The organism is Paraburkholderia sp. GAS33, assembly GCF_050436645.1.
GTDB lineage: Bacteria > Pseudomonadota > Gammaproteobacteria > Burkholderiales > Burkholderiaceae > Paraburkholderia > Paraburkholderia phenazinium_B.
On the sequence record NZ_JBNDMP010000001.1, the window covers coordinates 788,846 to 811,322 of the forward strand.

Consider the following 22,477-nt stretch of genomic DNA (forward strand, 5'->3'; position numbering starts at 1 on the left):
GCCGGACTTCAATGGATCAGGTCGACCTGCTGCGGGTCTTCGTGCATGTCGCCGATATGCGCAGTTTCATCAAGACAGCCAACGCGCTGAACCTGCCACGCGCGACGGTCTCGCTCGCCGTCCAGCAACTGGAACAGCGCATGGGCGCGCGTCTGTTGCACCGGACCACCCGGCTCGTGCAACTGACCCCGGACGGACAGACGCTGCTCGAACGCAGCCGTAGCTGGCTCGCGGACGCGGATGCGATCGACGGATTGTTCCGCAAGGCGCCCACCGAGATCGCGGGGCGTTTGAGCGTCGACGTGCCTAGCCGGATCGCCCGGCGGCTCGTGGCGCCCGCATTACCGGCCTTCTTCGAGCGTTATCCGAACGTACAGGTGATGCTGGGCTCGACTGACCGGCCGATCGATCTGGTTCAGGAGGGCGTGGATTGCGCGATCCGCGTGGGACCGCTCGACAGCACGAGCCTCGTCGCCCGGCCGCTTGGTGCGCTGACGCTGATCAACTGCGCCAGTCCCGCCTATCTGGCCAGGCATGGCGTGCCGAACACACCCGAGGATCTGCCGAAGCACTGGGCGATCGATTACGCGTCGGCAGGCGGCGCGCGCATCGCCGCCTGGGAGTATCGAAGCGGCGAGCAGACCATCAATATGCCGATGCGCAGCCGGGTTGCCGTGAACAACGCGGAAACCTATATCGCCTGCTGCCTGTCGGGCCTGGGGTTGATTCAGATTCCGCGCTACGACGTGCAGGAGCACCTCGAAGCGGGTGAACTGATCGAAGTGTTGCCCGCATGGCGCGCGGCGCCGATGCAGGTCTCGGCGATCTATCCGCATTGGCGGCACCGCGCGGATCGGGTCGAAGCGTTTGTGAGCTGGTTGATCAGTCTGTTGCAGAGCCGGTTCGATTGAAGGGTGCTTTAGCGGGGTTCTTTAACCGGCGCCATTCAAGCGCGGTGTGTGCTAACGGCAACGGCCGCTCTCATGGCCTCTCAGGTGCCATAAAGAGCGGACGCTATAATTGCCCCAGGCAGTTGCGGCCGCCGTCTCCAGAAGCCACCCCTGACGCGCCGGCCGGCCTTGTCCACCAACGCAGCGCGTCATACCCTCTACCGCTACGACCTTGCCCATGCAATTTCATCCGATCCAGTCCTTCACGCGCAAACGGCTGTCCGACGTCGTGTCCGACCAGATCAAACGGCTGATCTCGGACGGCGCGTTGATGCCGGGCTACCGCCTGCCCGCCGAGCGCGATCTGGCGACCCAGTTGGGCGTATCGCGTCCATCGCTGCGGGAAGCGCTGATCCGCCTGGAGGCGGACGGCTATATCGAGACCTCGGGGCGGGGCGGTTTTACGGTGGTGGACGTGACGGCGCCGATCATCTCGAAGCCATTGGCGGAGCTGCTGCTGCAGAATCCGCGCACCAGCGCCGACATTCTCGAACTGCGCCAGGGGCTTGAATCGATCGCGACGGTGTACGCAGCCGAGCGCGCCACCGCTGCCGATCTCAAGAAGATCCGCAACGCTTTCGAAGAACTGAAAACCTGCTCGCTCTCCGACGACCGCACGAACCTGCCGGAGCTGGACGCCGCCTTTCACCTGGCTATCGCCGATGCGACGCATAACGTCGCGCTCGCGCATGTCATCCACGGTATCCACACGCTGATTCGGGAAGGGATGCGGCAATACCATCGGCTGATCGATTACGACGATGCCAAGGAGCGTCAACTGTTGACGCAGCATCAGGCGATCTTCGACGCCGTGATGGCACGCGACGCCCAGAAGGCGCGCAAGGCCGCCGAGCGCCATCTGACTTTCGTACGCGAACTGTATGAAGAAGAGGCGGCCAAGCCATCCTGATGCCGCGGGACGGTACTCACGCTGAGGGCGCGGTACGTCCAGTCCATTGCGGTCGCGTCAAGGCTGGCACCCAAAGGCTGGCGCCTAAATTGACACGTTTCTCCAACTTCCTTATATTCTTGGTCAGACCAACAAGACCAGTCATACAAAAAGCGTACTTGGGCGGCCAGCAGCACGTCGCCGGACTGGAATCCGCAGTAGAGTAGGCACATGCGCCCGCATGCGGAGCGCAGCGCTTCGTCCCCTCAAATATGCCGGCCCCTCGATTCCATGAAAGTCGCTCTTTTCATACCCTGCTTTATCGACGCGTTCTATCCGGAAGTAGGCATCGCCACCCTTGAATTGCTTGAGCGCTTCGGCATCGAGGTGGACTATCCCCAGGAGCAGACCTGCTGCGGCCAGCCGATGGCGAACAGCGGCGCCCAGGCCGAAGCGGCCGGCGCGGAGAAGGTCTTTGCGCGCAATTTCGCGGGATACGACTACATCGTCGGACCTTCGTCGAGCTGCATTCATCACGTGCGCGAGCATCTGACTGCAATCGAGCAAACCTCCGAGGTGAAGAAGGTACGCGCCGTCGCCTATGAACTGGTCGAGTTTTTGCACGACGTGGTCGGCGCCCGTGACTTTCCGTGGGCTGAGTTTCCACATCGGGTAGGGCTTCACAACAGCTGCAGCGCGTTGCGGCATCTGAAAGAGGCGTCGGTCTCGGAAATCGCCGGCACGCCGTTTTCAAAACCGCTGGCCTTGCTGAAGGGCGTCAAAGGCATCGAATTCGTCAAGCTCGCCCGTCCCGATGAATGCTGCGGCTTCGGCGGCACCTTCTCCGTGACGGAAGAGCCGGTATCGGTCCGCATGGGGCAGGACAAGGTTCGCGATCACCTGAACGCCGGCGCGGAGTACATCGTCTCTGGCGATATGTCTTGCCTGATGCACCAGCAAGGTTGCGCGGAGCGGATGAAAGCGGACGCACGTTTTATCCATATCGCGCAGGTTTTGAACGGAGCACGCGAATGAGCCGGATCGATCACGCAAAAGCCGCGGGCGCTTTCATCGCCAAGACGGAGCATGTGGCGTTTCATGACAAGCGCCTCTGGGATCTGCGCGAAAAGCGCGACGCGCAGGCGCACAACATCGCCGAATGGGAAACGCTGCGCGAGCTGGCCTCGGGCATCAAGGAACATACGCTGTCGCATCTGTCCGAGTATCTCGAACAGTTCGCGTCCGCGGCGGAAGCGAACGGCGTGACCGTGCACTGGGCGGCAACCGCGGAGGAGCACAACGAGCTGGTCTACCAGATCATGTCCGGACGCGGCATGACGACGCTCGTCAAGAGCAAGTCGATGCTCACGGACGAGTGTGCGATGCGCGAATATCTCGAGCCGCGCGGCATCACGGTGATGGAGACGGACCTCGGTGAGCGCATCCAGCAACTCGATCACCAGGATCCGAGCCATATGGTGGTGCCCGCCGTGCACAAGCTGCGCGCCGATGTCGCGCAACTGTTCGGCCGCACGATCGGCACCGATCCCGAGAACAGCGATATTCACTACCTCGCCGAAAGCCAGCGGATGAATACGCGGCCGTATTTTGTGCGTGAGAAAACGGCCGGCATGACGGGCTGCAATTTCGCAGTGGCGGAAACGGGCACAGTGGTGGTCTGTACCAACGAGGGCAACGCGGACCTGTCGGCCAACGTGCCGCCGCTGCATATTGCCTCGATCGGCATTGAAAAACTGATTCCGAAGGTCTCGGACCTTGGCGTGTTTGTGCGCATGCTTTCGCGCAGCGCACTCGGCTCGCCGATTACGCAATACACGTCGCACTTCCGCGCACCGCGTCCCGGTACCGAGATGCACTATATCCTCGTCGATCATGGCCGCTCGGAGCGGCTTGCGATGCAGGAGTTCTGGTATTCGCTCAAATGCATCCGCTGCGGTGCGTGCATGAACACCTGTCCGGTGTACCGGCGCAGCGGCGGTCTCTCATACGGTGGTACGTATTCAGGACCGATTGGCGCGATCATCAACCCGACCTACGACCTGAAACGCTATAGCGCGTTGCCGTTTGCTTCCACGCTCAATGGGAGTTGCACGAACGTCTGCCCGGTGAAGATCAATATCCATGAACAGATCTACAAGTGGCGGCAGGTGATTACCGAGCGCCATGAAGTGCCGTTCGTGAAGCAGGAAGTGTTGAAGATGGCCGGGCGTCTGCTGGCGAGTCCAACGCTGTACCGGGCGACGGTGTCGTCGATGGGCGGCGCATTGCGGCGGCTGCCGAATTTCGTGCTGTATAACCCGCTCAATATCTGGGGCCGGCAGCGCGAATTGCCGGAAGCGCCGAAGCTGACGTTTCACGCGTGGTACCGGAAGAATCGTGGAGGTGGCGATGGCAACGCGTGAGGCTTTTCTCGCGAAGGTACGCGCGGCACAGCCGGAGGCGCGCGAGCGTCCCGAGGTGCCGCTGTTCGCATCGACCGGCGGCGACCTGCGGGCGCGTTTCACTGCGGCGTTGGCGGGCATGGGCGGAACGTGTGTCGAGGCCGCTTCGGGCGCCGACGTGCTTGCGTTGATCCGCGAGCGTTTCGGCGCGGAGGCCTCGGTGTGTTCGGCTACGTCCGAAGTACCGGGCACGCGCCCGTTGAGCGCCGACACACCACCGGTGTCGCTGCAGGACATCGACGTGGGCGTCGTGCGGGCCCGCTTTGGCGTCGCGGAGACCGGCTCGGTGTGGTTCAGCGAGCAGGAATACGTGGTCAATGCGATCGGCTATATCGTGCAGCATCTGGTCGTGCTGCTCGACCCTGCACAGATGATCGATGGATTGCAGGACGTCTACCGGCGGCCGGATTTTCAGCGTGCTCGATATGCGGCGCTGGTAACGGGGCCGTCGGCCACGGCCGATATCGAAGGTGTGCTGATTCGCGGCGCACAAGGCGTGCGGTCGTTGACGGTGGTGTGGCTCAGCGCGCCGCATTGACGCTAGGGGTCGCGCGCAAACTGCTGAGCGCGAGGCCCGCGAGCGTGCCGGTCACAAGCAACGTGAACAGATAGAGGCCGCCTGGACCTGCGAGTCCCATGAGCGCCGACGCCAAAGTCGGCCCCACGCTCGCGCCCAGCGAGAAGATCAGCAGCAGCCCGGCACTGACGGCGATACGCTGGCCGGCCGGAATGCAGTCGTTGACGTACGACGTCACCACGCCGTACAGCGAGAACACCACGCTGACATACACGTACCCAAGCACCTCGACCAGCGTGCCGCCAGGCAGCACGAACAGCAGCAGGCTGCACACCGCAGCAAGCGCAGTAATTGACAGGATGACGATGCGCCGGTCGAACAGATCGGCGAGCCTCGCAACCGGCCATTGCGGCAGGAGCGCCGCGAGCAGTGCGAAGCCCATGAAGTGCGAGACGTCGGTGACCGAATAGCCGAGCCGGCGCATGAACACCGGTTGCATTGTGTAGAAGCCGCTGTTCAGCAGACCGGCCGCGAGGCAGCCATATACTCCGAGCGGCGCCCATCTGTAGATCGTGCTCAAGCCCGAGAGTCCGCGTGCGAGACGCGAACCGCCGCTGCTCTCAGGAGCCTCTATCGGAGCAGTCGGCACGGGTGCGTTACCGACCAGTGCAACCGGTATCAGTGAAGCGGAAAACAGCGCGCTGACGAGGCTGAAAAGGGCGAAGCCGGCCGGATCGGCGAGGCTGATCAGAAACTGCCCCGTGCCGACGCCCAGATAGTTCGTGATCATGTACGCGGAAAACACCCGTCCTCGCTGCGCGTTACTGGCCGACTGATGCAGCCAGTTTTCCACCACCGTGAAAATGCCGACGAGGCAAAAGCCCATCACAAAGCGCAACGCAGCCCACGTCGCGGCCGAACTCCACGCGGCATAACCGAGCGCGCAGCACGCCGAGACCGCGGCGAACGTGACAAAGGCGCGATGATGTCCGACCCGCCCGATCAGGCCGCCGCCCCATAGCGCGCCGACCATGAAGCCGATGTAATAAGCCGATTGCACTACGCCGACCACCAGCGACGGCGTCTGCTGCTGGATCAGCCGCAGCGAGATCAGCGTGCCCAGCAGGCCATTGCCGGTAATCAGAATCGCGTAGCCGAACAGCAGGATGGCGGTCGCCTGCAGGCCGCCGGCGGGTGCCGGTGTGCTTGCAGTTGCGGAGGTACTTGCAGGGTAGGCAGGGTGTGCTGCGATAGGCGGCGTGGACGGCAGACCGGCCGCCGCGTCGCGGATCCAGGATTCGTTGACCGGTTTCATCGTATGCGTCGGGAGCCATGCAAGGGTGCTGTTTCTGGTGCAACACATGTTGGCCCAGGTCAGGTACCCGAAGCAATTGCTGCAATTCACACAATTGATGTGGTCGCGGTGGTAGCGTCGAATGTCAAACATTCTTAGAACGCGCTTCGAAGCAGCCGAAATGTGCCGATCGGTTTGAGCCAGCATGCATTCTTATGACATCATTTGTCGGCGTCCGACGTTGACCCCACCGCCAGACGATCCATTTCGCATAGCGACAGGGTCAAGACGCAACTGGCGCTTCGCCCCGTCTGGAGCTGGAGCGCCAAACCGCTATTCCGTCATTCACTCTGAGGCGAAACCATGAAGTCGACATTTGCCGTACCGTTTTTGATCGTATCGTTACTGGGTACGTCCGTTGCCGCTATTGCCCAGCCGCACAATGATGATCACGGCCAGCGCCCGGTTCAGCGTGGACATGGCCGCGGACCTGCACCGCATGAGGCGTCGATGGGCGGCCCGGGCGGTCCGGTTCCGCACAACGATTGGCACAAGGGTGAACGGTTGCCGGCGGAGTACCGCGATCGTAACTACGTGGTCGACGACTGGCATGACCATGGCCTGCAAGCGCCGCCGCGCGGATATCAGTGGGTCGGTGTGAACGGCGACTACGTGCTCGCCGCCGTCGCAACCGGCGTTATTGCCAGCGTCCTGCTCAACGCGCATTAAGCGACCGGGCTGAGAACGATGGTTGCCGATGCCGGCAACAGGTTTGCGTTCTATCGGTTGTGAGGTCTGCCGTTCGTTGTCTCGAGCGGCAGACCTGCTGTGATTGTTTGCCTGATCCCCTTCAGTCCACCCGTCGCCACACCGAAATCGGCACATCGCCATTCGGGCGAGGTGTCACGCGGTAGCTCAATTCACCGTCCTTAAGTTCGTAGCTTCGCTTTTGCGACTGTCCTTCCCAATTGGGAAAGGACGCGTTCTCTACATGGACCGTCAAGGTTCCATTAACCGGGCCGACGCTGATCGTACCGAAGTGAGTGCTGGAACCCATGACGGCCTCTTTGTACTCGGCCGGTGTTCCCGCGCCCTTGTCGCCCGAAGCGAATTGCGGGCGTTCCGCCTTGAAAATCTGCAGCGAATAGTGTCCCTGAGAGTCGATCAGCAGCAGTCCCTTGTTTTGCATACCGGGCGCGCAGATGCACCGCCGGCTTTGGCGCAATTGAAGCGGGTTGTGATGGAGAATGCGACGGCTAACCTTGGTTCGCAGGGTTCTGACTGTGTCAGCGCGTTGCAGCGCGCGCTGAACCCTTCGACGCTCTAGCGATCCACGCGCTGCTGCATTTGCGCCGGGTAACGATCCCCGACTACCTTGATCTGCGTAAGCGCCGCTTCAATCGCCGACAGATCGTTACCCGACAGTTCGACCGCGGCGGCGCCGATGTTCTCTTCCAGCCGATGCAGTTTGGTCGTCCCAGGAATAGGCACGATCTACGGTTTTTGCGCAAGCAGCCACGCAAGCGCGATCTGCGCACGGGTCGCACCCTTGCCGTCGGCGATCTGTCCGAGCACCTCGACCAGATGAGCATTGGCCTTACGGTTCTCTTCCGAGAAACGCGGCACGATGTTGCGGAAGTCGCCCTGGTCGAAGGCGGTGGTCTCGTTGATCGCACCAGTTAGAAAGCCCTTGCCTAGCGGGCTGAACGGCACAAAGCCAATCCCGAGTTCCTCGAGCGTCGGAAGCACACTTTCCTCCGGCTCGCGCCACCACAGCGAATACTCGCTCTGCAACGCGGCCACCGGTTGCACGGCATGCGCGCGGCGGATCGATTGGGCACCCGCTTCGGACATGCCGAAGTGCTTGACCTTGCCCTGCTGGATCAGATCCTTGACGGCGCCGGCCACATCTTCGATCGGCACGTTCCGGTCGACGCGATGCTGGTAGAACAGGTCGATGCGATCGGTCTTCAGACGCTTCAGCGAAGCCTCGGCCACGGCACGGATGCGCTCCGGCCGGCTGTCGGTCGGCAGCTTTGAATCGCCGTCCTGAAAGCCGAACTTCGTGGCGATCACCACTTCGTCGCGCATCGGAGCAAGAGCTTCGCCCACCAGCTCCTCGTTGGTGAACGGGCCGTAGCATTCGGCGGTATCGAAGAACGTGACGCCTCGTTCAAAGGCGGTCTGGATCACCTTGATGGCTGCGGACTTTTCGGTGGCTGGCCCAAAGCCAAAACTCAAACCCATGCAGCCGAGACCGAGCGTCGATACCTCGAGACCGCTGTTTCCCAGTGTGCGTTTTTGCATGTCCATTCTCCCTTCGAAAATTGCGGGCGGCCGCCTGCCCCGAGGGGCGGTGCGGTGTATGAAGGTATCTTAGGCTGTTGTATGTTGCTCAACAATCAGGCTAGACTTGTACAGCATATTGAGGAGAATTCAACTATGCCGCGTGCCGGCCTGTCCGAGCTGACTGCTTTCATTGCCATTGCCGAGCATCGAAGCTTCCGCGCAGCGGCGCGCGCGCTCGGAGTCTCACCGTCGGCGCTGAGCCATTCAATGCGAGGTCTGGAGGAGCGGATAAACGTGCGACTGTTCAATCGCACGACCCGGTCCGTCGCGCTCACCGAAGCCGGCGAACAACTTCTGCGGCGCGTTGGTCCTGCCGTCGCCGACCTTGAAGACGCGGTGAACGAGGTTGCTTCCACGCGCGATCGTCCGTCGGGCTCGATCCGGATTAGCGCATCGGAGTCGGCGGCAAGGCCGCTCGTGCGCCATGTGCTTCCGGAGTTTCTCGCGGCTTATCCAGACATCCATGTCGAGTTCGTGGTGGACACGCGATTGGTGGATATTGTCGCGGACGGTTTCGACGCCGGCATTCGAGTGCTCCAGGACGTACCGCGCGACATGATCGCGATTCGCTTCGGACCGGACATGCGGTTCGCGGCTGTGGCATCGCCTGAGTATCTGTCGCGTCATGAGTCGCCAAAAGAACCGCACGATCTGAAGCAGCACCGTTGCATTCGCTTTCGCTTTGAGAGCGGAGCGCTGTACCGCTGGGATCTCGAGCATCGTGGCAAAACAGCGAGCATCGATGTCGACGGGCCGATGACACTCGGCAGCCTTAACCTGATGGTCGAAGCAGCGCTGGCCGGCATCGGGATCGCCTGGGTGCCCGAGTATCAGGTCGCCGAGCTCCTGGCGTCGGGCCATCTGGTTCATCTGCTGCCTGAGTGGAGTCCGTCGTTTCCTGGGACGTGTCTTTACTATCCCGCCAATCGTCATCCGCCGATCGCACTCAGGTTGTTTGTTCAGGCGGTGCGTGAGTGGGCGAGCCGGTCGCAATAGTCTCTGGCTTTACCGCTTGCTCATATCGAGTCTTGACCGGGGAAACAAAGGTGATGACGAACGGCATTTCATGTCCTACGCATCGGATCGCTTCGCGACATCCGACACGATCCGTTGAAATGTCGCACAAGCACAACATGCATCAATTGACAGACCACGCATTCAAAGAGAAACTCGGCCTCATGATCTCGAACCTCATCCCAGCATTCGCGCTGCAAGGCGGCGAGGGTTTCCGCAAGGACACCCTGGGGGAGGCTCGTTCGCTTTAGATTTACAGGTACAAGCGTCGATCAACAGGCCTCTCCGGAAACGGATGAGGCCTGTTTTGTTTGTACCGTCTCCGTTTCCGACCTTACTAACGGAGATATCTATGAACACGAAAACATCGACCCCCGCCCGTGACGGCGAGTCCATCCAAACGATCTACCCGACCCGGCGTCCCGCCGGGTCAAGCGTCGACAACGACTTCCACGCCCGGCATGAAGCCGAGCGAGCGATGACGATAGCGCGATCACGGATGTTCTATCCGTTCGAATATTGGGCGCATGGAAGCCCGGGCACTCAGGCTGACGTGGAAGACTCGCCGGCTGACTCACGTCCCGGTCGCGCAATCGAAAGTCGATCCTTCAAGCGGCCGGTGATCCTTGCCGGATGGCTGCAAGATCTCGCGATGCATTTGTTCCACCGGGTGCGCGGGCCTTGAAACGGTGCGGCCCGTGGACTCGTGACTAACGGGTTCCGCGGGCCGCGACCGCCAACGTTGTCTTGTCGCATTACAACCAACCTATGGCGGCAGCTTGTCGCCTGACGGCGCGATCATGTCTGGAGGATCCGGGATTTCCCGGAACACTCCAGACGGCGCCTCCGAATGACTCTAAGAAGCACGCTTAAACAGCCATTCCTGAATGGCGTAGCGAAACTGCCCGACTTCATGCAGCGCGCAATGCTAACGCCACAGTTGCGCCGCATCTGCATTCGCGTGCCGCTGCTGCGCGCGGTGTACTCGGGCTGTCTGCGCCGTCATCCCTTCGACCTGCAATTTGGTATCGATACCAGCGGCCTGGTGGACGCGTTCGCGTTGCAGCGCGATCCGCTCCTTGCCGATCAACTGAGTCCTTACATGGGCTCACAGCCGACCATCATCCGTCGTGCGCTCGATACGCTCGGCGATATCGCTGGCTATACGTTCGTCGACATCGGCTGTGGCAAGGGCCGGCCACTGATCGTCGCGTCCGAGTATCCGTTCGCGCGGGTACTGGGCTACGACATCAGCGTCGACCTCGTGAAGACCGCGAACGAAAACGCGGCCGCCATTGCGCGACGCTTTCCGGCACGTGCGCCGATCCGCGCGGTCGTTGCGAATGTCGCCGACATGGCTGTGCCGTCTGGCAACGTAGTTGTGTTCATGTTCAATCCGTTCGGCCCTGAACTGATGACCACGCTGCTGCACAAGCTCGAAGAGGCGCTCGCGAACGGCGCAATCCAGCATCTTTTCCTCGTCTACGACAACCCGGTCTGCGGCGATGTGTTCGACGGTTCGGAACACTTAAAGCGCTGGTTTGCGACGATGTTCGACTACGATCAGCACGAACTGGGTTTCGGACCGGAGGAGCGGGAAGGCGTCGTCATCTGGCAAAGCGTGCGCGGTGCGCGGCCCGATGCTTTTGCCGACCGCAATCGTCGCATTACGACTAAAGACAAACTCAGCGCGGCCGTTGAATAGCGTCGAACGGCCATTCGGCGCGGCGCGCGACCATGCCTGCACATTGCCCGGCGCTCCGCCAGGTCTTGTCCGCCAAAATCCAGAAACGGCCGAAACCATAGGTCGCGCGAGTTTGCTTTTCGTTCGACACTATGCGCTGCCGCCAGACCACCTTTACCCCTCCGCGTAAATTGCCCGTTATGGCAGGACGGCAAATCCGCCACGGGGCATGCGCTGCAAAATAATTCAGGAGTCCAGTGTCTACAGCCACGGCCGCGATGCTCGAACCCTCATCGCCAACAGCTTCGTTCCGATACGACGTACGATCGTGCGAGACGCTCGCTGCATTTCGCGCGTTGCAGCCACAATGGTGCGCGTTGTCCGCGACAGCAGAAGCGCATTCCCCGTTCAGTAGTTTCGAATACTGCGAGCTTGCGGTTGAACGCGCGCTGGCGAGCGGTGCGGTGATCGAAGTCGCGATGGTGTACGGCGCGCACGAATTGCTCGCGTTGTGGCCGGTCGCGATTACTCGCAAAGGAGCGCTGCGGCTCGCGCATTCGCTTGGTTGCGGAAGCGGCGAAGAATACGGCGGACCGTTGATCAAAGACACGCGGCGTACTGAGCTCTACCCGGCCACGGTCGCTGCGATGATGCGGATTCATGCGGATGTGCTCGAAATTCCGATGGTCGAAAACGGCAGCGCATTGCAGCACGCATTGAGTGTTGCACCTGGCTCGTGGGTGCGGCGACGGCTGCCACCGCGCTGGCGCGAGTTGCCAGGATACGCGATCGGACTGCGCGCCTATCCGTCATGGGACGACTTCCTCGCGACGCGCAACGCCACGCTGCGCTCCGCCTTGCGTTCGAGTGTGAAGCGGCTGCGCCGGCAGGGCGACGTAAGTTTCGGATGGTGCCGCACGGCCGACGAAGCGCAAAGCACGCTGACGTGGCTGTTTGAAAACAAACGCAATTGGGCTGTTGCGCGCGGGATCGGGTCGCGCTATCTGATGGACAATCAGGTGCGCGATTTTTTCATTGCGCTGGCGCGGCGCACAGACCTGTCTAACGTCCCGCTCGTCGCATTCGTGACGGTGGATGGGCGGCCGGTAGCGGCTTCGGTCAACCTCGTCGGCACGCGGACCGTCGAGTATTTCATCACGACCTATGACGAGGCCTTCGGGACGTTTTCGGTGGGGAATCTGCTCGTCGAGTTTCTCGCGCAATGGGCGCACGCGAATGGCCGCGACTTCGATTTCCGGCCGCTGCACGGCGACTATAAAGCGCGTTGGGCCGATCGGGTGACGCGGCATGAATCGCTACTGCTCGTGCTGAATCTGCGCGGGCGGTTGATCGAGTTGCCGTTGTTATGGGCGCTGGCGGAACGCGTGTATCGGAAGATAGCGGCGGTTTTAACGAAGCGACTGTAGGAGGCGAATTTCATCTCGCTCATGTAGATTGACGCGTTTTCCACCCAGAGCGAGTTCAACATCATGACGCCATTCGATCAAGCCAAAGCCGACAAGTCGTCCCCGAAACACGAGCGTTGGCCGCATCTGCGGTTTCACCTTCCTTACAACCATGTAACGTCGACCTTCGGAGACGACTGGTTTGCGCTCAAGGCCGAAGCGTTCGCGCGCTTCTTCGGCACGCCTACGTTTCTCCTCGGGCAGACCCTGATCGTCGCAATCTGGGTCATCCTGAACATGACGGGCGTTACCAAATTCGACGTCTATCCTTTCATCCTTCTCAATCTTGCTTTCAGTTTGCAATCTGCCTACGCGGCGCCATTGATCCTGCTAGCGCAGACGCGTCAGGCCGACCGCGACAAGGCACTCGCAGATGCGGACGCCCAGCATCGGGAAGCGATCGCGAAGTCCGCCGAAGAGCGGCAACTGCAGATGGCTGAGCACACCTCACAGATGGCCACGCTGTTGAAGCAGAACACCGAACTCACGGAAATCACGCGGCAACTGAGCCAGAGGATCGAGGCGCTGACCATCGAAATGCACGCGAAGGTGCTGTCGGCAAGGTAAGCGCGGCGGGGAAAGAACACGTAAGTCTTTCCGAGGGCGGCCGACTGGTCGCCGCTTAAAGAATTGAAGCGATTTGCCGATAAAACATGGAGACCTTGACAATTCGAGCCACCGCACTGAGTGGAACCGGAATAGTGTCGCCTTCGTTTTCCACGTAGCGCAACGGGTCTCCTGATCACGTGTTGCTTGCGGGATGTGTCGCGACGCCGCGAAACGAGTCGGCGCCCGGTTCTGTCAGTCACAGCAAATGAGGACGTTATCTTGCCGTTTCTTAAGAACATGAGAGTCGTGACGCAGCTTGTTTCAGGCTTTGCAATGGTTATCCTGCTGCTGATCGGGCTAGGGGCGTTTTCGCTCTACGAGGTGAGCGCCGAAAATGACCACGTCGCAGCGCTTCGCGATAAATGGTCAGCCAGTGTTAGCAGCAGTCTGCGGATGCAGAACGCTCTGAACCAGATCCGTCTCTCCGAGTTCCGCATGGCCTCAACCGACAAGGTTGCCGAGGCGCAGGCGGTGGATGCGAGGATGGCGCCGCGCATCGAGGCGTTCCGCAGCGCGAGTGCGGAATACGAAAAGCTCATCTCCGAACCGGAGGAGAAGACGGCGTTTGCGGACATCCAGCTCCTGATGTCGCAGTACATGGACCTCGATCAGCAGGTTCGGACCGCGGCGAAAGCGGGCAATCCGCAGCAGGCCATGAGCGTCCTGACCGGACAGTCCGGGACGGTTCGCGATGCCATCGCGAAAGACATCGACAAGATCGTCGCTATCAATGAGCAAGGCACGTCGCAAGAAGGGAAGGTGGCCGACGAGGCGTACCACACTGCGATCGCGCTGGTGGTCGGTCTGATCGTCGCGGCGGCTGCTGTCGCGCTGGGCGTGGCGCTCTTTATCGCCCGCGGCTTCGCGCGGCAACTCGGCGGCGAACCTGGCGAGGCCGCGGCCATGGCGAGCGCGATTGCAGCCGGCAATCTGCGCGTCGCCGTGCGGTTGAAGGCGGGGGACAACACGAGCCTGATGCATTCGCTTGCCACCATGAAAGAGCAGTTGACGGGCATCGTCCGAGGCATCAAAAGCTCGAGCGAATCCATTTCCGTGGCGGCCGGCGAGATTGCGCAAGGCAACACCGATCTGTCCCAGCGAACGGAAGAGCAGGCCGCTTCCCTGGAGCAAACGGCGTCCAGCATGGAACAGTTGACCAGCGCCGTACGCCACAACGCGGACAACGCCAAGCAGGCAAGCCAGCTGGCCGGCGCGGGCTCGGGCGTTGCGCAACGCGGCGGTGCAGAGATTGGGCGCGTCGTTGCGACCATGCAAGAGATTGCCGAAAGCTCGGCGCGGGTCGCGGAGATTATTAGCGTCATCGAAGGGATCGCATTCCAGACCAACATCCTGGCGCTCAACGCGGCGGTCGAGGCCGCGCGCGCCGGCGAACAGGGCCGCGGGTTCGCCGTGGTAGCCGGCGAGGTCCGTGCACTCGCGCAACGAAGCGCGAGCGCCGCGAAGGAAATCAAGGATCTGATCACGGAATCGGTGACGAGGATCGATACGGGATCGAAGCTGGTCGAAAACGCGGGCCGCACGATGGATGAAATCGTATCCTCCGCGGGGCGCACGACCGACATCATGAACGAGCTTGCTGCCGCGTCCGAGGAGCAAAGCATCGGCATTGGGCACGTGAATACCGCGGTTACCCAGATGGACGAAGTCACCCAGCAAAACGCGGCACTCGTCGAGCAGGCATCGGCTGCGGCGCAGGCGTTGGCGCAGCAGGCGCAAGCGCTGCGCGATGCGGTGTCGGTCTTCAGTGTCGATAGCGAGAGGTCCTACGCGGCGCCGTAGAGCGTCGGCACGCAGGACGTCCGCAGAGTGCGACGTATGGCGGCGTCCCGCAATCTTCTCTTCCTCCTCTGCCTCTGAACCGCTGCCGATTACGCTGCGATCTCTGCCGCGATCGTTGACTCCCTGCGCGATACCGCTCGCTACGAACGGTCCCGGTTGCGGGTCCGGGTGGCGCCCGTGATGATCGCGACGCCGAGCATGATGACCGCGACGATTTCGATCGTGTGCTGCGAGACGTGCATGGCGATGAGCGCCCAGCAGACGCCGCCTATCAGAACGATCCAGCCCACTAGATAAATGACCAGGGTCATCGTGTTCTCCTTTTGTGGTCGACGGCTGCGACGGGCTGCCTGCCATGTTGCGCTTCATCCCGGTGCGGTCGTCGAATGATGGGGCCAGCGCGAGTTACCAGCCGGTTTGTTGAGTAGCAGATTCCGCGCCTGAGGAGGCGAGCTGAAGGCCGAGGCCCGAAGCCGGACTCTTGCCGACGCCGCCAACGCGGCCAACGCCACTAACTAATGTGTCCCGTCACCCACCCGCAAGCCGACAACGTTCTTCAGATAACGCTCTAGCGAAGCCACGTCCTCGGACTCACCACGTACCGCAACCACCTGGTCAGGCCTGATCAGCACCCACCCTGCGCCTTTGAACCCGTAGCGTCGACGCGCGTCGCCGGAAGGGTCGTCAGCAGCATCGAGCGCCACAACCTGGACCGCATCGTCATGCGCAGCAGCCAGCGTCTCGGCACGCGACACTTCGCTGCCTTCGCGAAACGCGATCAACGTGTGCCGTACATCCAGCAGAGGCCATAGCGTGCGCGGCGATCCATCGGCTGCATGGGCCCAGTGCAGATCCAGCGCACGTGTGCCGGGAAAGCCGCGCGACGGATGACGTGCACTTTCGGCGAGCGCAACCAGCGGGCCGTCGTGATAGGTCACTTCCGTTTCGGCCATCTCGGTACGCAACCGCTCCTGCAATGCCGGCACGTGATCGAGCACGGACACTGCTGCGTCGCGTGCGAGACGCGCAAGCGGATGCGGCGCCATGCCGACGTGCAGCAGTCTTGCCGCGTTGGCGATCACGTTGCGCGCAACCGGTCGCCGTTCGGCCTCGTAGCTATCGAGCAGCGTCGCGGCGTCGCCGCGTCCCTGAAGCACGTAGGCGAGCTTCCAGCCGAGGTTCGCCCCGTCCTGAATGCCGGTGTTCATGCCCTGGCCGCCTGCGGGACTGTGAATGTGCGCAGCGTCGCCCGCGAGAAATACGCGACCCGTGCGATAGCGCGCCGCGAGTCGCTCGTTGATCCGAAACGTGGACAGCCAGCCGGGTTCCGATAACGTCGCGCCCGGCGGCCCGTGGCGTGTGATCTTCTGCTGCAGTTCATCGAGGGTCGGCGGCTCTTCGCCGCGCGCCGCCGCTTCATCGTCGACGCGGCGGCTGATCACCCGCCATACGTCATGAGCGAACGGAAACAGCGCGACCGTGCCGCCGCCGTGCCACCAGATGTGGATGCTGTGCCGGTCGAGATCGACCCCGTCGATGCGCACGTCGCCCAGCAGATAGGTGTCGGGTTCCGTGTCCCCCTCGAACGCGATATCGAGTGCATGCCGCACCGCGCTGCGCGCGCCGTCGGCGCCGACCAACCACAAGGCAGTCGTGTTCTCGATTCGTCCATCGGCATGCCGCAGCGTCGCGGTCACTGCGTCGGATGCTTCGCTAAGCCCGGTCAGTTCCACCCCACGCTCGATCACGCCGCCCATATCGACGAACTTCGCCGTGAGGATCGCTTCGGTTTGCGACTGCGGGAGCAGAAGGGGGTTGGGATGGGCGCTGTCGATGCCGTCGTGCATCGACACGCGCGCAAGCCGCCGCGCGCCGTCGCCGAACGTCACCGCGCTCATCGCTACGGCCGCCTCGTCGAACGCCGCGCCGACGCCGAGGCTGCTCAACACTTCGAGGCTCGCCGGCCATACGGCGAGTGCTTTCGACAGGTCCGCAGGCTTCTCGAGCCTGTCGATCACCCGCGTTGCAATGCCGTAACGACGCAGCGTCAGCGCCAGTGTCAATCCCGTCGGCCCCGCGCCGACGATCAAAACAGGGGTGTGCTGCTCCATGGCGAATTCCTCCCGAGATTGGTGGGTATCGGCATCAAGAGTAGATGCCGGATGACCCATCCGGTAAAGCCCGTTTTCAGCCCACGCAAACGGCACGCCTGCGCTACCCGCTGACGCCGCGAACAATGCCGCCTTGGTGAAAGGCCCGATTGCAAATCTTTTTCAAAGCCGCATAATGGTGTAAGTATTTAATAAATGTGACGGAAGCGCGTACCATACGCAGGTTCGCCGTCCTTGCCCACACCACAAGCCACGATTTATGACGCAGGAATCGACCCCTCCCGCCTCACCCGCAGCACCCGTCCAACATCCGCCACTACGAGGCGGCCAGCTTGTGATCGCCACGATCGTCGTGGCGCTGGCGACTTTCATGACGGTTCTGGACACGTCGATCGCGAACGTCGCGGTCCCCAATCTGTCGGGCAACCTCGGGGTGTCCGTCGACGAAGGGACGTGGGTCATCACGATCTTCGCGGCCGCCAATGCGGTGTCCATTCCGCTGACGGGGTGGCTCACGCAGCAGATTGGTCAGATCCGGCTTTTCGTCGGCGCGATCCTGATGTTCGTGTTTGCCTCGTGGCTCTGCGGCATCGCCCCGGACCTGCCGTTCCTGCTGGGCGCGCGGATTCTGCAGGGACTCGTGGCAGGCCCGCTCATTCCGTTGTCTCAGGCTGTCTTGCTGAGCTCCTACCCGAAGGCCCGGGCCAACATGGCGTTGGCCCTCTGGGCGATGACGGCCACCGTGGGCCCGATCGCGGGGCCGGTGCTGGGCGGCTGGATCACGGACAACTACAGCTGGTCCTGGATCTTTTACGTCAACATTCCGGTTGGTTTCATCGCCGCCAGCGCCACCTGGTTCATCTACCGCAAGCGCGAAACGCCGACCAGAAAACTGCCGATCGATACCGTCGGTCTCGCGCTGCTCGTCACATGGGTCGGGTCGCTTCAGGTGATGCTCGACAAGGGACGGGACCTCGACTGGTTCTCGTCTTCGTTCATCGTTGCGCTGGCGCTGATTGCGCTCGTCAGCTTTGCGTTCTTCCTCGTGTGGGAGCTGACCGAGAAGCATCCGGTCGTCGACCTCAGGCTCTTCGCGTTGCGCAATTTCAGCAGCGGCACGATTGCGATTTCCGTCTCCTACGCGCTGTACTTCGGCAACCTCGTGCTGTTGCCGCAGTGGATGCAGGAGTACCTCGGCTATCGGGCTTTCGACGCGGGTCTCGTCACCGCGCCTGTCGGCATTTTCACGGTTCTGCTTTCGCCTTTTATCGGGCGCATGTTGCAGCTGGTGGACGCCCGGACGCTGGTGTCCATCGCTTTCGTGGGTCTGGCGGGCGTGTTTTTCATGCGCACGCAGTATCTGAGTACGGTGGACGCGTGGCATCTGGTGATACCCACTTTGCTGCAGGGCATTCCGACCGTCTTGTGGTTCGTTCCGCTCGTGTCGATCATCCTCTCGGGACTGCCGCCTGAACGCATTCCAGCGGCGGCCGGGCTTTCCAATTTCGCGCGTATTTTCTGTGGCGCGGTCGGCACGTCCATCGCGGGCACGGTCTGGGGCCACCGCACTGCCGTGCATCACGTTCGACTCATGGAGCAGGCGAACATCGACAATCCGGTTTTCAATTCAGCCATCGCATCGTTGCAATCGCAACTACATCTGGACGTGGGGGCCGCGCACGCAATGTTTGAATCGATGGTCACGAGTCAGGCTGCGGTCATGGGACTGGACGACTTCTTCTATGCGTCCACGTTCATTTTCATCCTCATCATCCCGCTGATCTGGATCACCCGGCCGGCGAAGGGCGGAGCGGACTCTGGAGAAGCGTCCGCCGCGCATTGAGCCTGGCCGGGATTTGCGGCACGGTGCGAAACTTCGAATAGCGGCGATGCAGATGTGACGACCGACCGGTGAGGTACTCGCCTTACCAGGTGCCGGCGGTCGTCACATCGATCCAGCGTCTGCCGCCACGGCGCGCCGGATTGGCCACGGGCTTGTCGCTGACGATCTGCGTTGGCTGGCTGGAGTGGCGCATCACCTCCGCTGCCACGTCTTCGCTCAGCCAGTGCCACCGCGACGCGCTTCGCCTGCCGAGAAGAATCAGGTCAGCGCCGGTCTCTTCCGCGACGGCGGCAATCGCGCGACCCACCGTCATGCCCGAAAACGGCAGCGTCACCATGCGGACTTCCGCCGGCAGCGCATGAGTATCCAGCACACTCCTGACGTGCGTGACGACCCGGTGTCCGTGTGCTTCCATGGCCTCGACGATCAGGCCGAAGTTGCAGTCCGCACCCCCGATATAGCTGGGCGATGGATCGACTACGTGCAGTGCAACAACTTGCGCATCGTACTTTCGCGCGGCTTCGATGGCGGGTGCCAGGACGCTATCGGCGGAACTTGTACTGACTGCAACGAGAATCTTCTTGAACATGATAGGTATCCTCAAGTATTTGCCAGGCAGGGCACGGCAACAGGTTGGTGCTCTGCGTGATCCATGGCCGCATCATCGCGCGGCAGAGTGAGCAGGAAATTAGCGCGGGCGCTCAGCAGGTTCGCCTGGTAAGCCCGCTCAGTAGGCCCGCTCAGTAAGCCCAGTAGCCGTAGCGTTGCGGGTAGCCGTAAACAACAGGAGCCGGCACAACTGCGACAGGCGGCGGAGCGTAGGCCGGCACTGTGCTATAGACGGCCGGCTGGGAAATGGTGTTGCCCTTTGACGCCATACATTGCGCGTAGGCGGCGTCGTAGCGCGACTGCAGGCTGGCCGAGGTGGCTTGCGTGTTGTTTGCGCCAACAGCACTGCCGAACAGCAGGCCCGCGCCCGCGCCGATTGCTGCGCCGATGCCGGCATTGCCCGCTGCTGCACCGAGCAGCGCGCCGGCGGCCGCACCGCCCACGGTGCCGACGGCCGTACTGCCGACGCCTTCCGGTATTGCGCTATGGGCCGGTGCGCCGGCATTGTCGGAACGGAATGCGTAGTCGCGGCAGGTGTAGTCTTCCTGCTGGAACACGTTCATCGGTTTGCCGCTGGGCGGCAGTGCGACGACTGACGGGCCGGACGGCGGAATAACGGCGCAGCCGGTGAGCGCAATGGCGACGAGCCCCACGGGCAGGGCCAGGCGAGTGATTCGTACGAGCTTCATGATGTTTGCCTCCTCTATTCGATGACGCCATCTTGAGGGGGCAAACTTAGCGGCGAATTAGGCTGATGCTGAGCGCTGTGTGTTGTGGGTTGGACCTCAGCGCTGCTCGATGACTCGGGGACGCACGGTTGAACGTGCATAATCGTTGTTTCGAACCGCAACCGCAGCGCAAGGAGACGCCATGCCAAGGGACCGGGCAGACCACAGCGGCGGACCGCTCGCCCGATCCTCCGAAGCAGCCACCGTCGATGTCAACGCCAACGCCCTGCAAGACCCCGCCTTGCTGCGCCGTCTGCTGCGCGCCAAAGACCGCATGGATGCCGCCTCGCACGAGGCATGGCCCGTCAAGCGGCTGGCCGAGGTCAGCGGCGTCTCCGAAGCCCATTTCGCGCGCTCGTTCAAGCAGGCCTTCGGCGTTCCGCCACACCGTTACCTGCTGACTCGCCGCATCGAGCAGGCGACCACGCTTCTGCGCGACACCGAGCTAAGCATCACGGAAATTGCCTTCGCGACAGGTTGGGAGAGCCTCGGCACTTTCGGCCGCACATTCCACGACATCACCGGACGCAGCCCCAGTGCCATGCGCCTCGAGGCCCGCGCCAACCTGCCTGGACTTGACCGCATGCCTGCCTGTGTCGTGAAGGCCGCGCAACGCCCGGATCTGACGATCGCAGTTTTGGAGAAGCGCCGCCGCGTGGTCAAAGGTACAGTGCGGCCATCCATCAAGGAGGTGTCATGAACCAGGGTATCAATGTAGTGGGCCTGTATGTCGACAACCAGGACGAAGCGCTCGCGTTTTACGTCGACAAACTCGGATTCAATGTCCACACGGACGTGCGTAACGGTTCCTATCGCTGGCTCACGGTCCAGCATCCGGAACAGCCGTCGTTCCAGCTCGGGCTGTTCACGCCCGGGCCGCCGATTCACGACGAAGCCACCGCGCAAACCCTGCGCGCGATGGTCGCCAAGGGGGCGATGCCGCCTCTCGTCCTCGCAGTGGCCGACTGCCGCGCCAGCTATGAGCGTCTGAAAGCGAGCGGCGTGGAATTCACCCAGGAACCGATAGAGCGCTACGGCAGCATCGATGCCGGTTTCCGCGATCCCGCTGGCAACGGCTGGAAGATGATCCAGTCCGCGCCGGCGAACGCTGCCTCATCGGCGTAACCGGGTCGTTGCGTCGACCTCAGTGTCCGGCGAGAAACGCGCTTACGTCCTGGCCGCAGACGCTTTGCATCCTCCGGCATAATCGGCTGAACGCTTTATTGTTTAGTCTTGCCGCTCTGGAGGCGTCATGCTTAAAAGCATTGCAACCAATCTGCTCGAGATTGCCTATGACGAACAAGGCGATAGCGCAGGATGGCCGGTTATTCTGCTGCACGGTTTTCCCTACGATATCCACGCGTACGACGAAGTGACGCCACGCCTGACGGCCAAAGGCGCGCGCGTTATCACCCCTTATCTTCGCGGCTATGGGCCAACGCGCTTTCTCGATTCGACCACACTTCGTTCGGGCCAGCAGGCCGCACTCGGCGCGGATCTGTTGGCGCTGCTCGATGCGCTTCAGATCGAACGGGCCGTGCTGGGCGGATATGACTGGGGCGGCCGCGCCGCATGCATCGTGGCGGCGCTACATCCGTCGAGAGCGCGCGGCCTTGTCTCGGTCAACGGCTACAACATCCAGAATATCGCTGCTGCCATGCGGCCGAGTACGCCGGAAAAGGAATATCGCTTGTGGTACCAGTATTACTTTCATGGCGAGCGCGGCCAGGCTGGACTGACCGAAAACCGCTTCGAGTTTTGCCGCCTGCTGTGGTCGTTATGGTCGCCCACCTGGCGCTTCGACGACGATACCTACGCTCGCTCGGCGGCCGCCTTCGATAATCCGGACTTCGTCGACGTGGTGATCCATTCGTATCGGCACCGTTACGGACTCGTCGATGGCGATCCCCAGTTTGATGAAATGGAGCGGCGCTTATCGTCCACACCGTCGATCACCGTACCAACGGTCACGCTAGAGGGCGACGCCGATGGCGTTACGCCGCAGGGAGGAGGGCAGGCGTCCCTGAAGCAGTTCACCGGGCGCCACGAGAACCGCGTCGTGCCGAATGCAGGTCACAATCTCCCGCAGGAGGCGCCGGAAGCGTTCGCCAGCGCAATTCTCGACGTCAACGCGTGGGCGGGTTGAGGAGAG

Annotated in this window: 23 protein-coding genes and 1 pseudogene; 17 read left to right on the plus strand and 7 right to left on the minus strand. The window is 62.2% G+C overall.

Annotation, left to right across the window (positions count from 1 at the left end):
• The first annotated feature begins 11 nt into the window (after nt 1–11).
• The 5 genes from P3T24_RS03680 to P3T24_RS03700 all read left to right on the plus strand — a co-directional run bounded on the left by P3T24_RS03680 (nt 12) and on the right by P3T24_RS03700 (nt 4,839).
• Nucleotides 12–911: a LysR family transcriptional regulator gene (locus P3T24_RS03680; protein WP_429432501.1), complete on the plus strand. Its 900-nt coding sequence runs from the start codon at nt 12–14 to the stop codon at nt 909–911.
• 217 nt (nt 912–1,128) lie between these two features.
• Nucleotides 1,129–1,860, plus strand: coding sequence for a FadR/GntR family transcriptional regulator (locus tag P3T24_RS03685; RefSeq protein WP_429432504.1), 732 nt, complete (start codon nt 1,129–1,131; stop codon nt 1,858–1,860).
• A gap of 270 nt (nt 1,861–2,130) precedes the next feature.
• Nucleotides 2,131–2,874 (plus strand): (Fe-S)-binding protein, encoded by a 744-nt coding sequence (locus tag P3T24_RS03690; protein ID WP_074268660.1) that lies wholly within the window; start codon nt 2,131–2,133, stop codon nt 2,872–2,874.
• Nucleotides 2,871–4,262 carry a lactate utilization protein B gene (locus P3T24_RS03695; RefSeq protein ID WP_429432507.1) on the plus strand — a complete coding sequence of 464 codons (1,392 nt, stop codon included), beginning with the start codon at nt 2,871–2,873 and terminating at the stop codon, nt 4,260–4,262. Before P3T24_RS03690 ends, P3T24_RS03695 begins: the two co-directional genes overlap by 4 nt.
• Nucleotides 4,249–4,839 carry a LutC/YkgG family protein gene (locus tag P3T24_RS03700; RefSeq protein WP_429432509.1) on the plus strand — a complete coding sequence of 197 codons (591 nt, stop codon included), beginning with the start codon at nt 4,249–4,251 and terminating at the stop codon, nt 4,837–4,839. Before P3T24_RS03695 ends, P3T24_RS03700 begins: the two co-directional genes overlap by 14 nt.
• Here the strand turns inward: P3T24_RS03700 and P3T24_RS03705 are convergent.
• The gene (locus tag P3T24_RS03705; RefSeq protein ID WP_429432512.1) at nt 4,823–6,133 is read right to left on the minus strand and encodes an MFS transporter; all 1,311 of its coding nucleotides are present in this window, start codon (nt 6,131–6,133) and stop codon (nt 4,823–4,825) included. The two genes, P3T24_RS03700 and P3T24_RS03705, sit on opposite strands and share 17 nt — an antisense overlap.
• 342 nt (nt 6,134–6,475) lie before the next feature.
• Here P3T24_RS03705 and P3T24_RS03710 point away from each other — a divergent pair, with 342 nt between their 5' ends.
• On the plus strand, nt 6,476–6,841 hold the full coding sequence (locus P3T24_RS03710; protein WP_074268657.1) for an RcnB family protein: 366 nt from the start codon (nt 6,476–6,478) through the stop codon (nt 6,839–6,841).
• A gap of 121 nt (nt 6,842–6,962) precedes the next feature.
• Here the strand turns inward: P3T24_RS03710 and P3T24_RS03715 are convergent, their stop codons facing one another.
• Both P3T24_RS03715 and P3T24_RS03720 read right to left on the minus strand, forming a co-directional pair.
• A complete protein-coding gene (locus P3T24_RS03715; RefSeq protein WP_429433237.1) occupies nt 6,963–7,361 on the minus strand; it encodes a lipocalin-like domain-containing protein in 399 nt (132 codons plus the stop codon).
• Between the two features lie 74 nt (nt 7,362–7,435).
• Nucleotides 7,436–8,419, minus strand: a pseudogene (locus P3T24_RS03720) (aldo/keto reductase).
• A gap of 135 nt (nt 8,420–8,554) precedes the next feature.
• Here P3T24_RS03720 and P3T24_RS03725 point away from each other — a divergent pair.
• The 7 genes from P3T24_RS03725 to P3T24_RS03755 all read left to right on the plus strand — a co-directional run bounded on the left by P3T24_RS03725 (nt 8,555) and on the right by P3T24_RS03755 (nt 15,034).
• On the plus strand, nt 8,555–9,457 hold the full coding sequence (locus P3T24_RS03725; protein ID WP_429433239.1) for a LysR family transcriptional regulator: 903 nt from the start codon (nt 8,555–8,557) through the stop codon (nt 9,455–9,457).
• A 119-nt stretch (nt 9,458–9,576) separates the two neighbouring features.
• Nucleotides 9,577–9,726, plus strand: coding sequence for a hypothetical protein (locus tag P3T24_RS03730; RefSeq protein WP_429410062.1), 150 nt, complete (start codon nt 9,577–9,579; stop codon nt 9,724–9,726).
• Nucleotides 9,727–9,827: 101 nt separating this feature from the next.
• Nucleotides 9,828–10,160, plus strand: coding sequence for a hypothetical protein (locus P3T24_RS03735; RefSeq protein ID WP_429432515.1), 333 nt, complete (start codon nt 9,828–9,830; stop codon nt 10,158–10,160).
• Nucleotides 10,161–10,325: 165 nt separating this feature from the next.
• Entirely contained in the window at nt 10,326–11,180 is an 855-nt protein-coding gene (locus P3T24_RS03740; RefSeq protein ID WP_143787699.1) for a methyltransferase domain-containing protein, read from the plus strand.
• A gap of 236 nt (nt 11,181–11,416) precedes the next feature.
• On the plus strand, nt 11,417–12,586 hold the full coding sequence (locus tag P3T24_RS03745) for a GNAT family N-acetyltransferase (protein WP_429432519.1): 1,170 nt from the start codon (nt 11,417–11,419) through the stop codon (nt 12,584–12,586).
• Between the two features lie 63 nt (nt 12,587–12,649).
• Nucleotides 12,650–13,192 (plus strand): DUF1003 domain-containing protein, encoded by a 543-nt coding sequence (locus tag P3T24_RS03750; protein WP_074268653.1) that lies wholly within the window; start codon nt 12,650–12,652, stop codon nt 13,190–13,192.
• Between the two features lie 279 nt (nt 13,193–13,471).
• Nucleotides 13,472–15,034 (plus strand): methyl-accepting chemotaxis protein, encoded by a 1,563-nt coding sequence (locus tag P3T24_RS03755; RefSeq protein WP_429433241.1) that lies wholly within the window; start codon nt 13,472–13,474, stop codon nt 15,032–15,034.
• A gap of 140 nt (nt 15,035–15,174) precedes the next feature.
• On the opposite strand, the gene P3T24_RS03760 is transcribed toward P3T24_RS03755, so the two are convergent.
• Both P3T24_RS03760 and P3T24_RS03765 read right to left on the minus strand, forming a co-directional pair.
• On the minus strand, nt 15,175–15,345 hold the full coding sequence (locus P3T24_RS03760; protein WP_167379456.1) for a hypothetical protein: 171 nt from the start codon (nt 15,343–15,345) through the stop codon (nt 15,175–15,177).
• Nucleotides 15,346–15,549: 204 nt separating this feature from the next.
• A complete protein-coding gene (locus P3T24_RS03765) occupies nt 15,550–17,145 on the minus strand; it encodes an FAD-dependent monooxygenase (protein WP_429432523.1) in 1,596 nt (531 codons plus the stop codon).
• Nucleotides 17,146–17,404: 259 nt separating this feature from the next.
• Here P3T24_RS03765 and P3T24_RS03770 point away from each other — a divergent pair, with 259 nt between their 5' ends.
• The gene (locus P3T24_RS03770; protein WP_074268650.1) at nt 17,405–18,988 is read left to right on the plus strand and encodes a DHA2 family efflux MFS transporter permease subunit; all 1,584 of its coding nucleotides are present in this window, start codon (nt 17,405–17,407) and stop codon (nt 18,986–18,988) included.
• An 82-nt stretch (nt 18,989–19,070) separates the two neighbouring features.
• Here P3T24_RS03770 and P3T24_RS03775 read toward each other — a convergent pair whose 3' ends face one another.
• Both P3T24_RS03775 and P3T24_RS03780 read right to left on the minus strand, forming a co-directional pair.
• The gene (locus P3T24_RS03775; RefSeq protein ID WP_429432526.1) at nt 19,071–19,577 is read right to left on the minus strand and encodes a universal stress protein; all 507 of its coding nucleotides are present in this window, start codon (nt 19,575–19,577) and stop codon (nt 19,071–19,073) included.
• Between the two features lie 151 nt (nt 19,578–19,728).
• Entirely contained in the window at nt 19,729–20,286 is a 558-nt protein-coding gene (locus tag P3T24_RS03780) for a glycine zipper family protein (protein WP_083611723.1), read from the minus strand.
• Between the two features lie 181 nt (nt 20,287–20,467).
• Here P3T24_RS03780 and P3T24_RS03785 point away from each other — a divergent pair, with 181 nt between their 5' ends.
• From P3T24_RS03785 to P3T24_RS03795, 3 genes are all read left to right on the plus strand, one after another.
• The gene (locus tag P3T24_RS03785; RefSeq protein ID WP_429432530.1) at nt 20,468–21,025 is read left to right on the plus strand and encodes a helix-turn-helix domain-containing protein; all 558 of its coding nucleotides are present in this window, start codon (nt 20,468–20,470) and stop codon (nt 21,023–21,025) included.
• Nucleotides 21,022–21,450: a VOC family protein gene (locus tag P3T24_RS03790; RefSeq protein ID WP_429432533.1), complete on the plus strand. Its 429-nt coding sequence runs from the start codon at nt 21,022–21,024 to the stop codon at nt 21,448–21,450. The genes P3T24_RS03785 and P3T24_RS03790 overlap by 4 nt, the downstream gene beginning before the upstream one ends.
• A gap of 127 nt (nt 21,451–21,577) precedes the next feature.
• The gene (locus P3T24_RS03795) at nt 21,578–22,471 is read left to right on the plus strand and encodes an alpha/beta fold hydrolase (protein ID WP_429432536.1); all 894 of its coding nucleotides are present in this window, start codon (nt 21,578–21,580) and stop codon (nt 22,469–22,471) included.
• The last annotated feature ends 6 nt before the right edge of the window (nt 22,472–22,477 follow it).

Bases quoted from the DNA above. Each gene is read 5' to 3' on its own strand.
- P3T24_RS03700 (WP_429432509.1), top strand. From the start codon at position 4,249: ATGGCAACGCGTGAGGCTTTTCTCGCGAAGGTACGCGCGGCACAGCCG.
- P3T24_RS03780 (WP_083611723.1), bottom strand. From the start codon at position 20,286: ATGAAGCTCGTACGAATCACTCGCCTGGCCCTGCCCGTGGGGCTCGTC.
- P3T24_RS03765 (WP_429432523.1), bottom strand. From the start codon at position 17,145: ATGGAGCAGCACACCCCTGTTTTGATCGTCGGCGCGGGGCCGACGGGA.
- P3T24_RS03735 (WP_429432515.1), top strand. From the start codon at position 9,828: ATGAACACGAAAACATCGACCCCCGCCCGTGACGGCGAGTCCATCCAA.
- P3T24_RS03755 (WP_429433241.1), top strand. From the start codon at position 13,472: ATGAGAGTCGTGACGCAGCTTGTTTCAGGCTTTGCAATGGTTATCCTG.
- P3T24_RS03680 (WP_429432501.1), top strand. From the start codon at position 12: ATGGATCAGGTCGACCTGCTGCGGGTCTTCGTGCATGTCGCCGATATG.
- P3T24_RS03770 (WP_074268650.1), top strand. From the start codon at position 17,405: ATGACGCAGGAATCGACCCCTCCCGCCTCACCCGCAGCACCCGTCCAA.
- P3T24_RS03705 (WP_429432512.1), bottom strand. From the start codon at position 6,133: ATGAAACCGGTCAACGAATCCTGGATCCGCGACGCGGCGGCCGGTCTG.
- P3T24_RS03750 (WP_074268653.1), top strand. From the start codon at position 12,650: ATGACGCCATTCGATCAAGCCAAAGCCGACAAGTCGTCCCCGAAACAC.
- P3T24_RS03725 (WP_429433239.1), top strand. From the start codon at position 8,555: ATGCCGCGTGCCGGCCTGTCCGAGCTGACTGCTTTCATTGCCATTGCC.
- P3T24_RS03710 (WP_074268657.1), top strand. From the start codon at position 6,476: ATGAAGTCGACATTTGCCGTACCGTTTTTGATCGTATCGTTACTGGGT.
- P3T24_RS03775 (WP_429432526.1), bottom strand. From the start codon at position 19,577: ATGTTCAAGAAGATTCTCGTTGCAGTCAGTACAAGTTCCGCCGATAGC.
- P3T24_RS03690 (WP_074268660.1), top strand. From the start codon at position 2,131: ATGAAAGTCGCTCTTTTCATACCCTGCTTTATCGACGCGTTCTATCCG.
- P3T24_RS03730 (WP_429410062.1), top strand. From the start codon at position 9,577: ATGTCGCACAAGCACAACATGCATCAATTGACAGACCACGCATTCAAA.
- P3T24_RS03740 (WP_143787699.1), top strand. From the start codon at position 10,326: ATGACTCTAAGAAGCACGCTTAAACAGCCATTCCTGAATGGCGTAGCG.
- P3T24_RS03695 (WP_429432507.1), top strand. From the start codon at position 2,871: ATGAGCCGGATCGATCACGCAAAAGCCGCGGGCGCTTTCATCGCCAAG.
- P3T24_RS03685 (WP_429432504.1), top strand. From the start codon at position 1,129: ATGCAATTTCATCCGATCCAGTCCTTCACGCGCAAACGGCTGTCCGAC.
- P3T24_RS03795 (WP_429432536.1), top strand. From the start codon at position 21,578: ATGCTTAAAAGCATTGCAACCAATCTGCTCGAGATTGCCTATGACGAA.
- P3T24_RS03785 (WP_429432530.1), top strand. From the start codon at position 20,468: ATGCCAAGGGACCGGGCAGACCACAGCGGCGGACCGCTCGCCCGATCC.
- P3T24_RS03790 (WP_429432533.1), top strand. From the start codon at position 21,022: ATGAACCAGGGTATCAATGTAGTGGGCCTGTATGTCGACAACCAGGAC.
- P3T24_RS03760 (WP_167379456.1), bottom strand. From the start codon at position 15,345: ATGACCCTGGTCATTTATCTAGTGGGCTGGATCGTTCTGATAGGCGGC.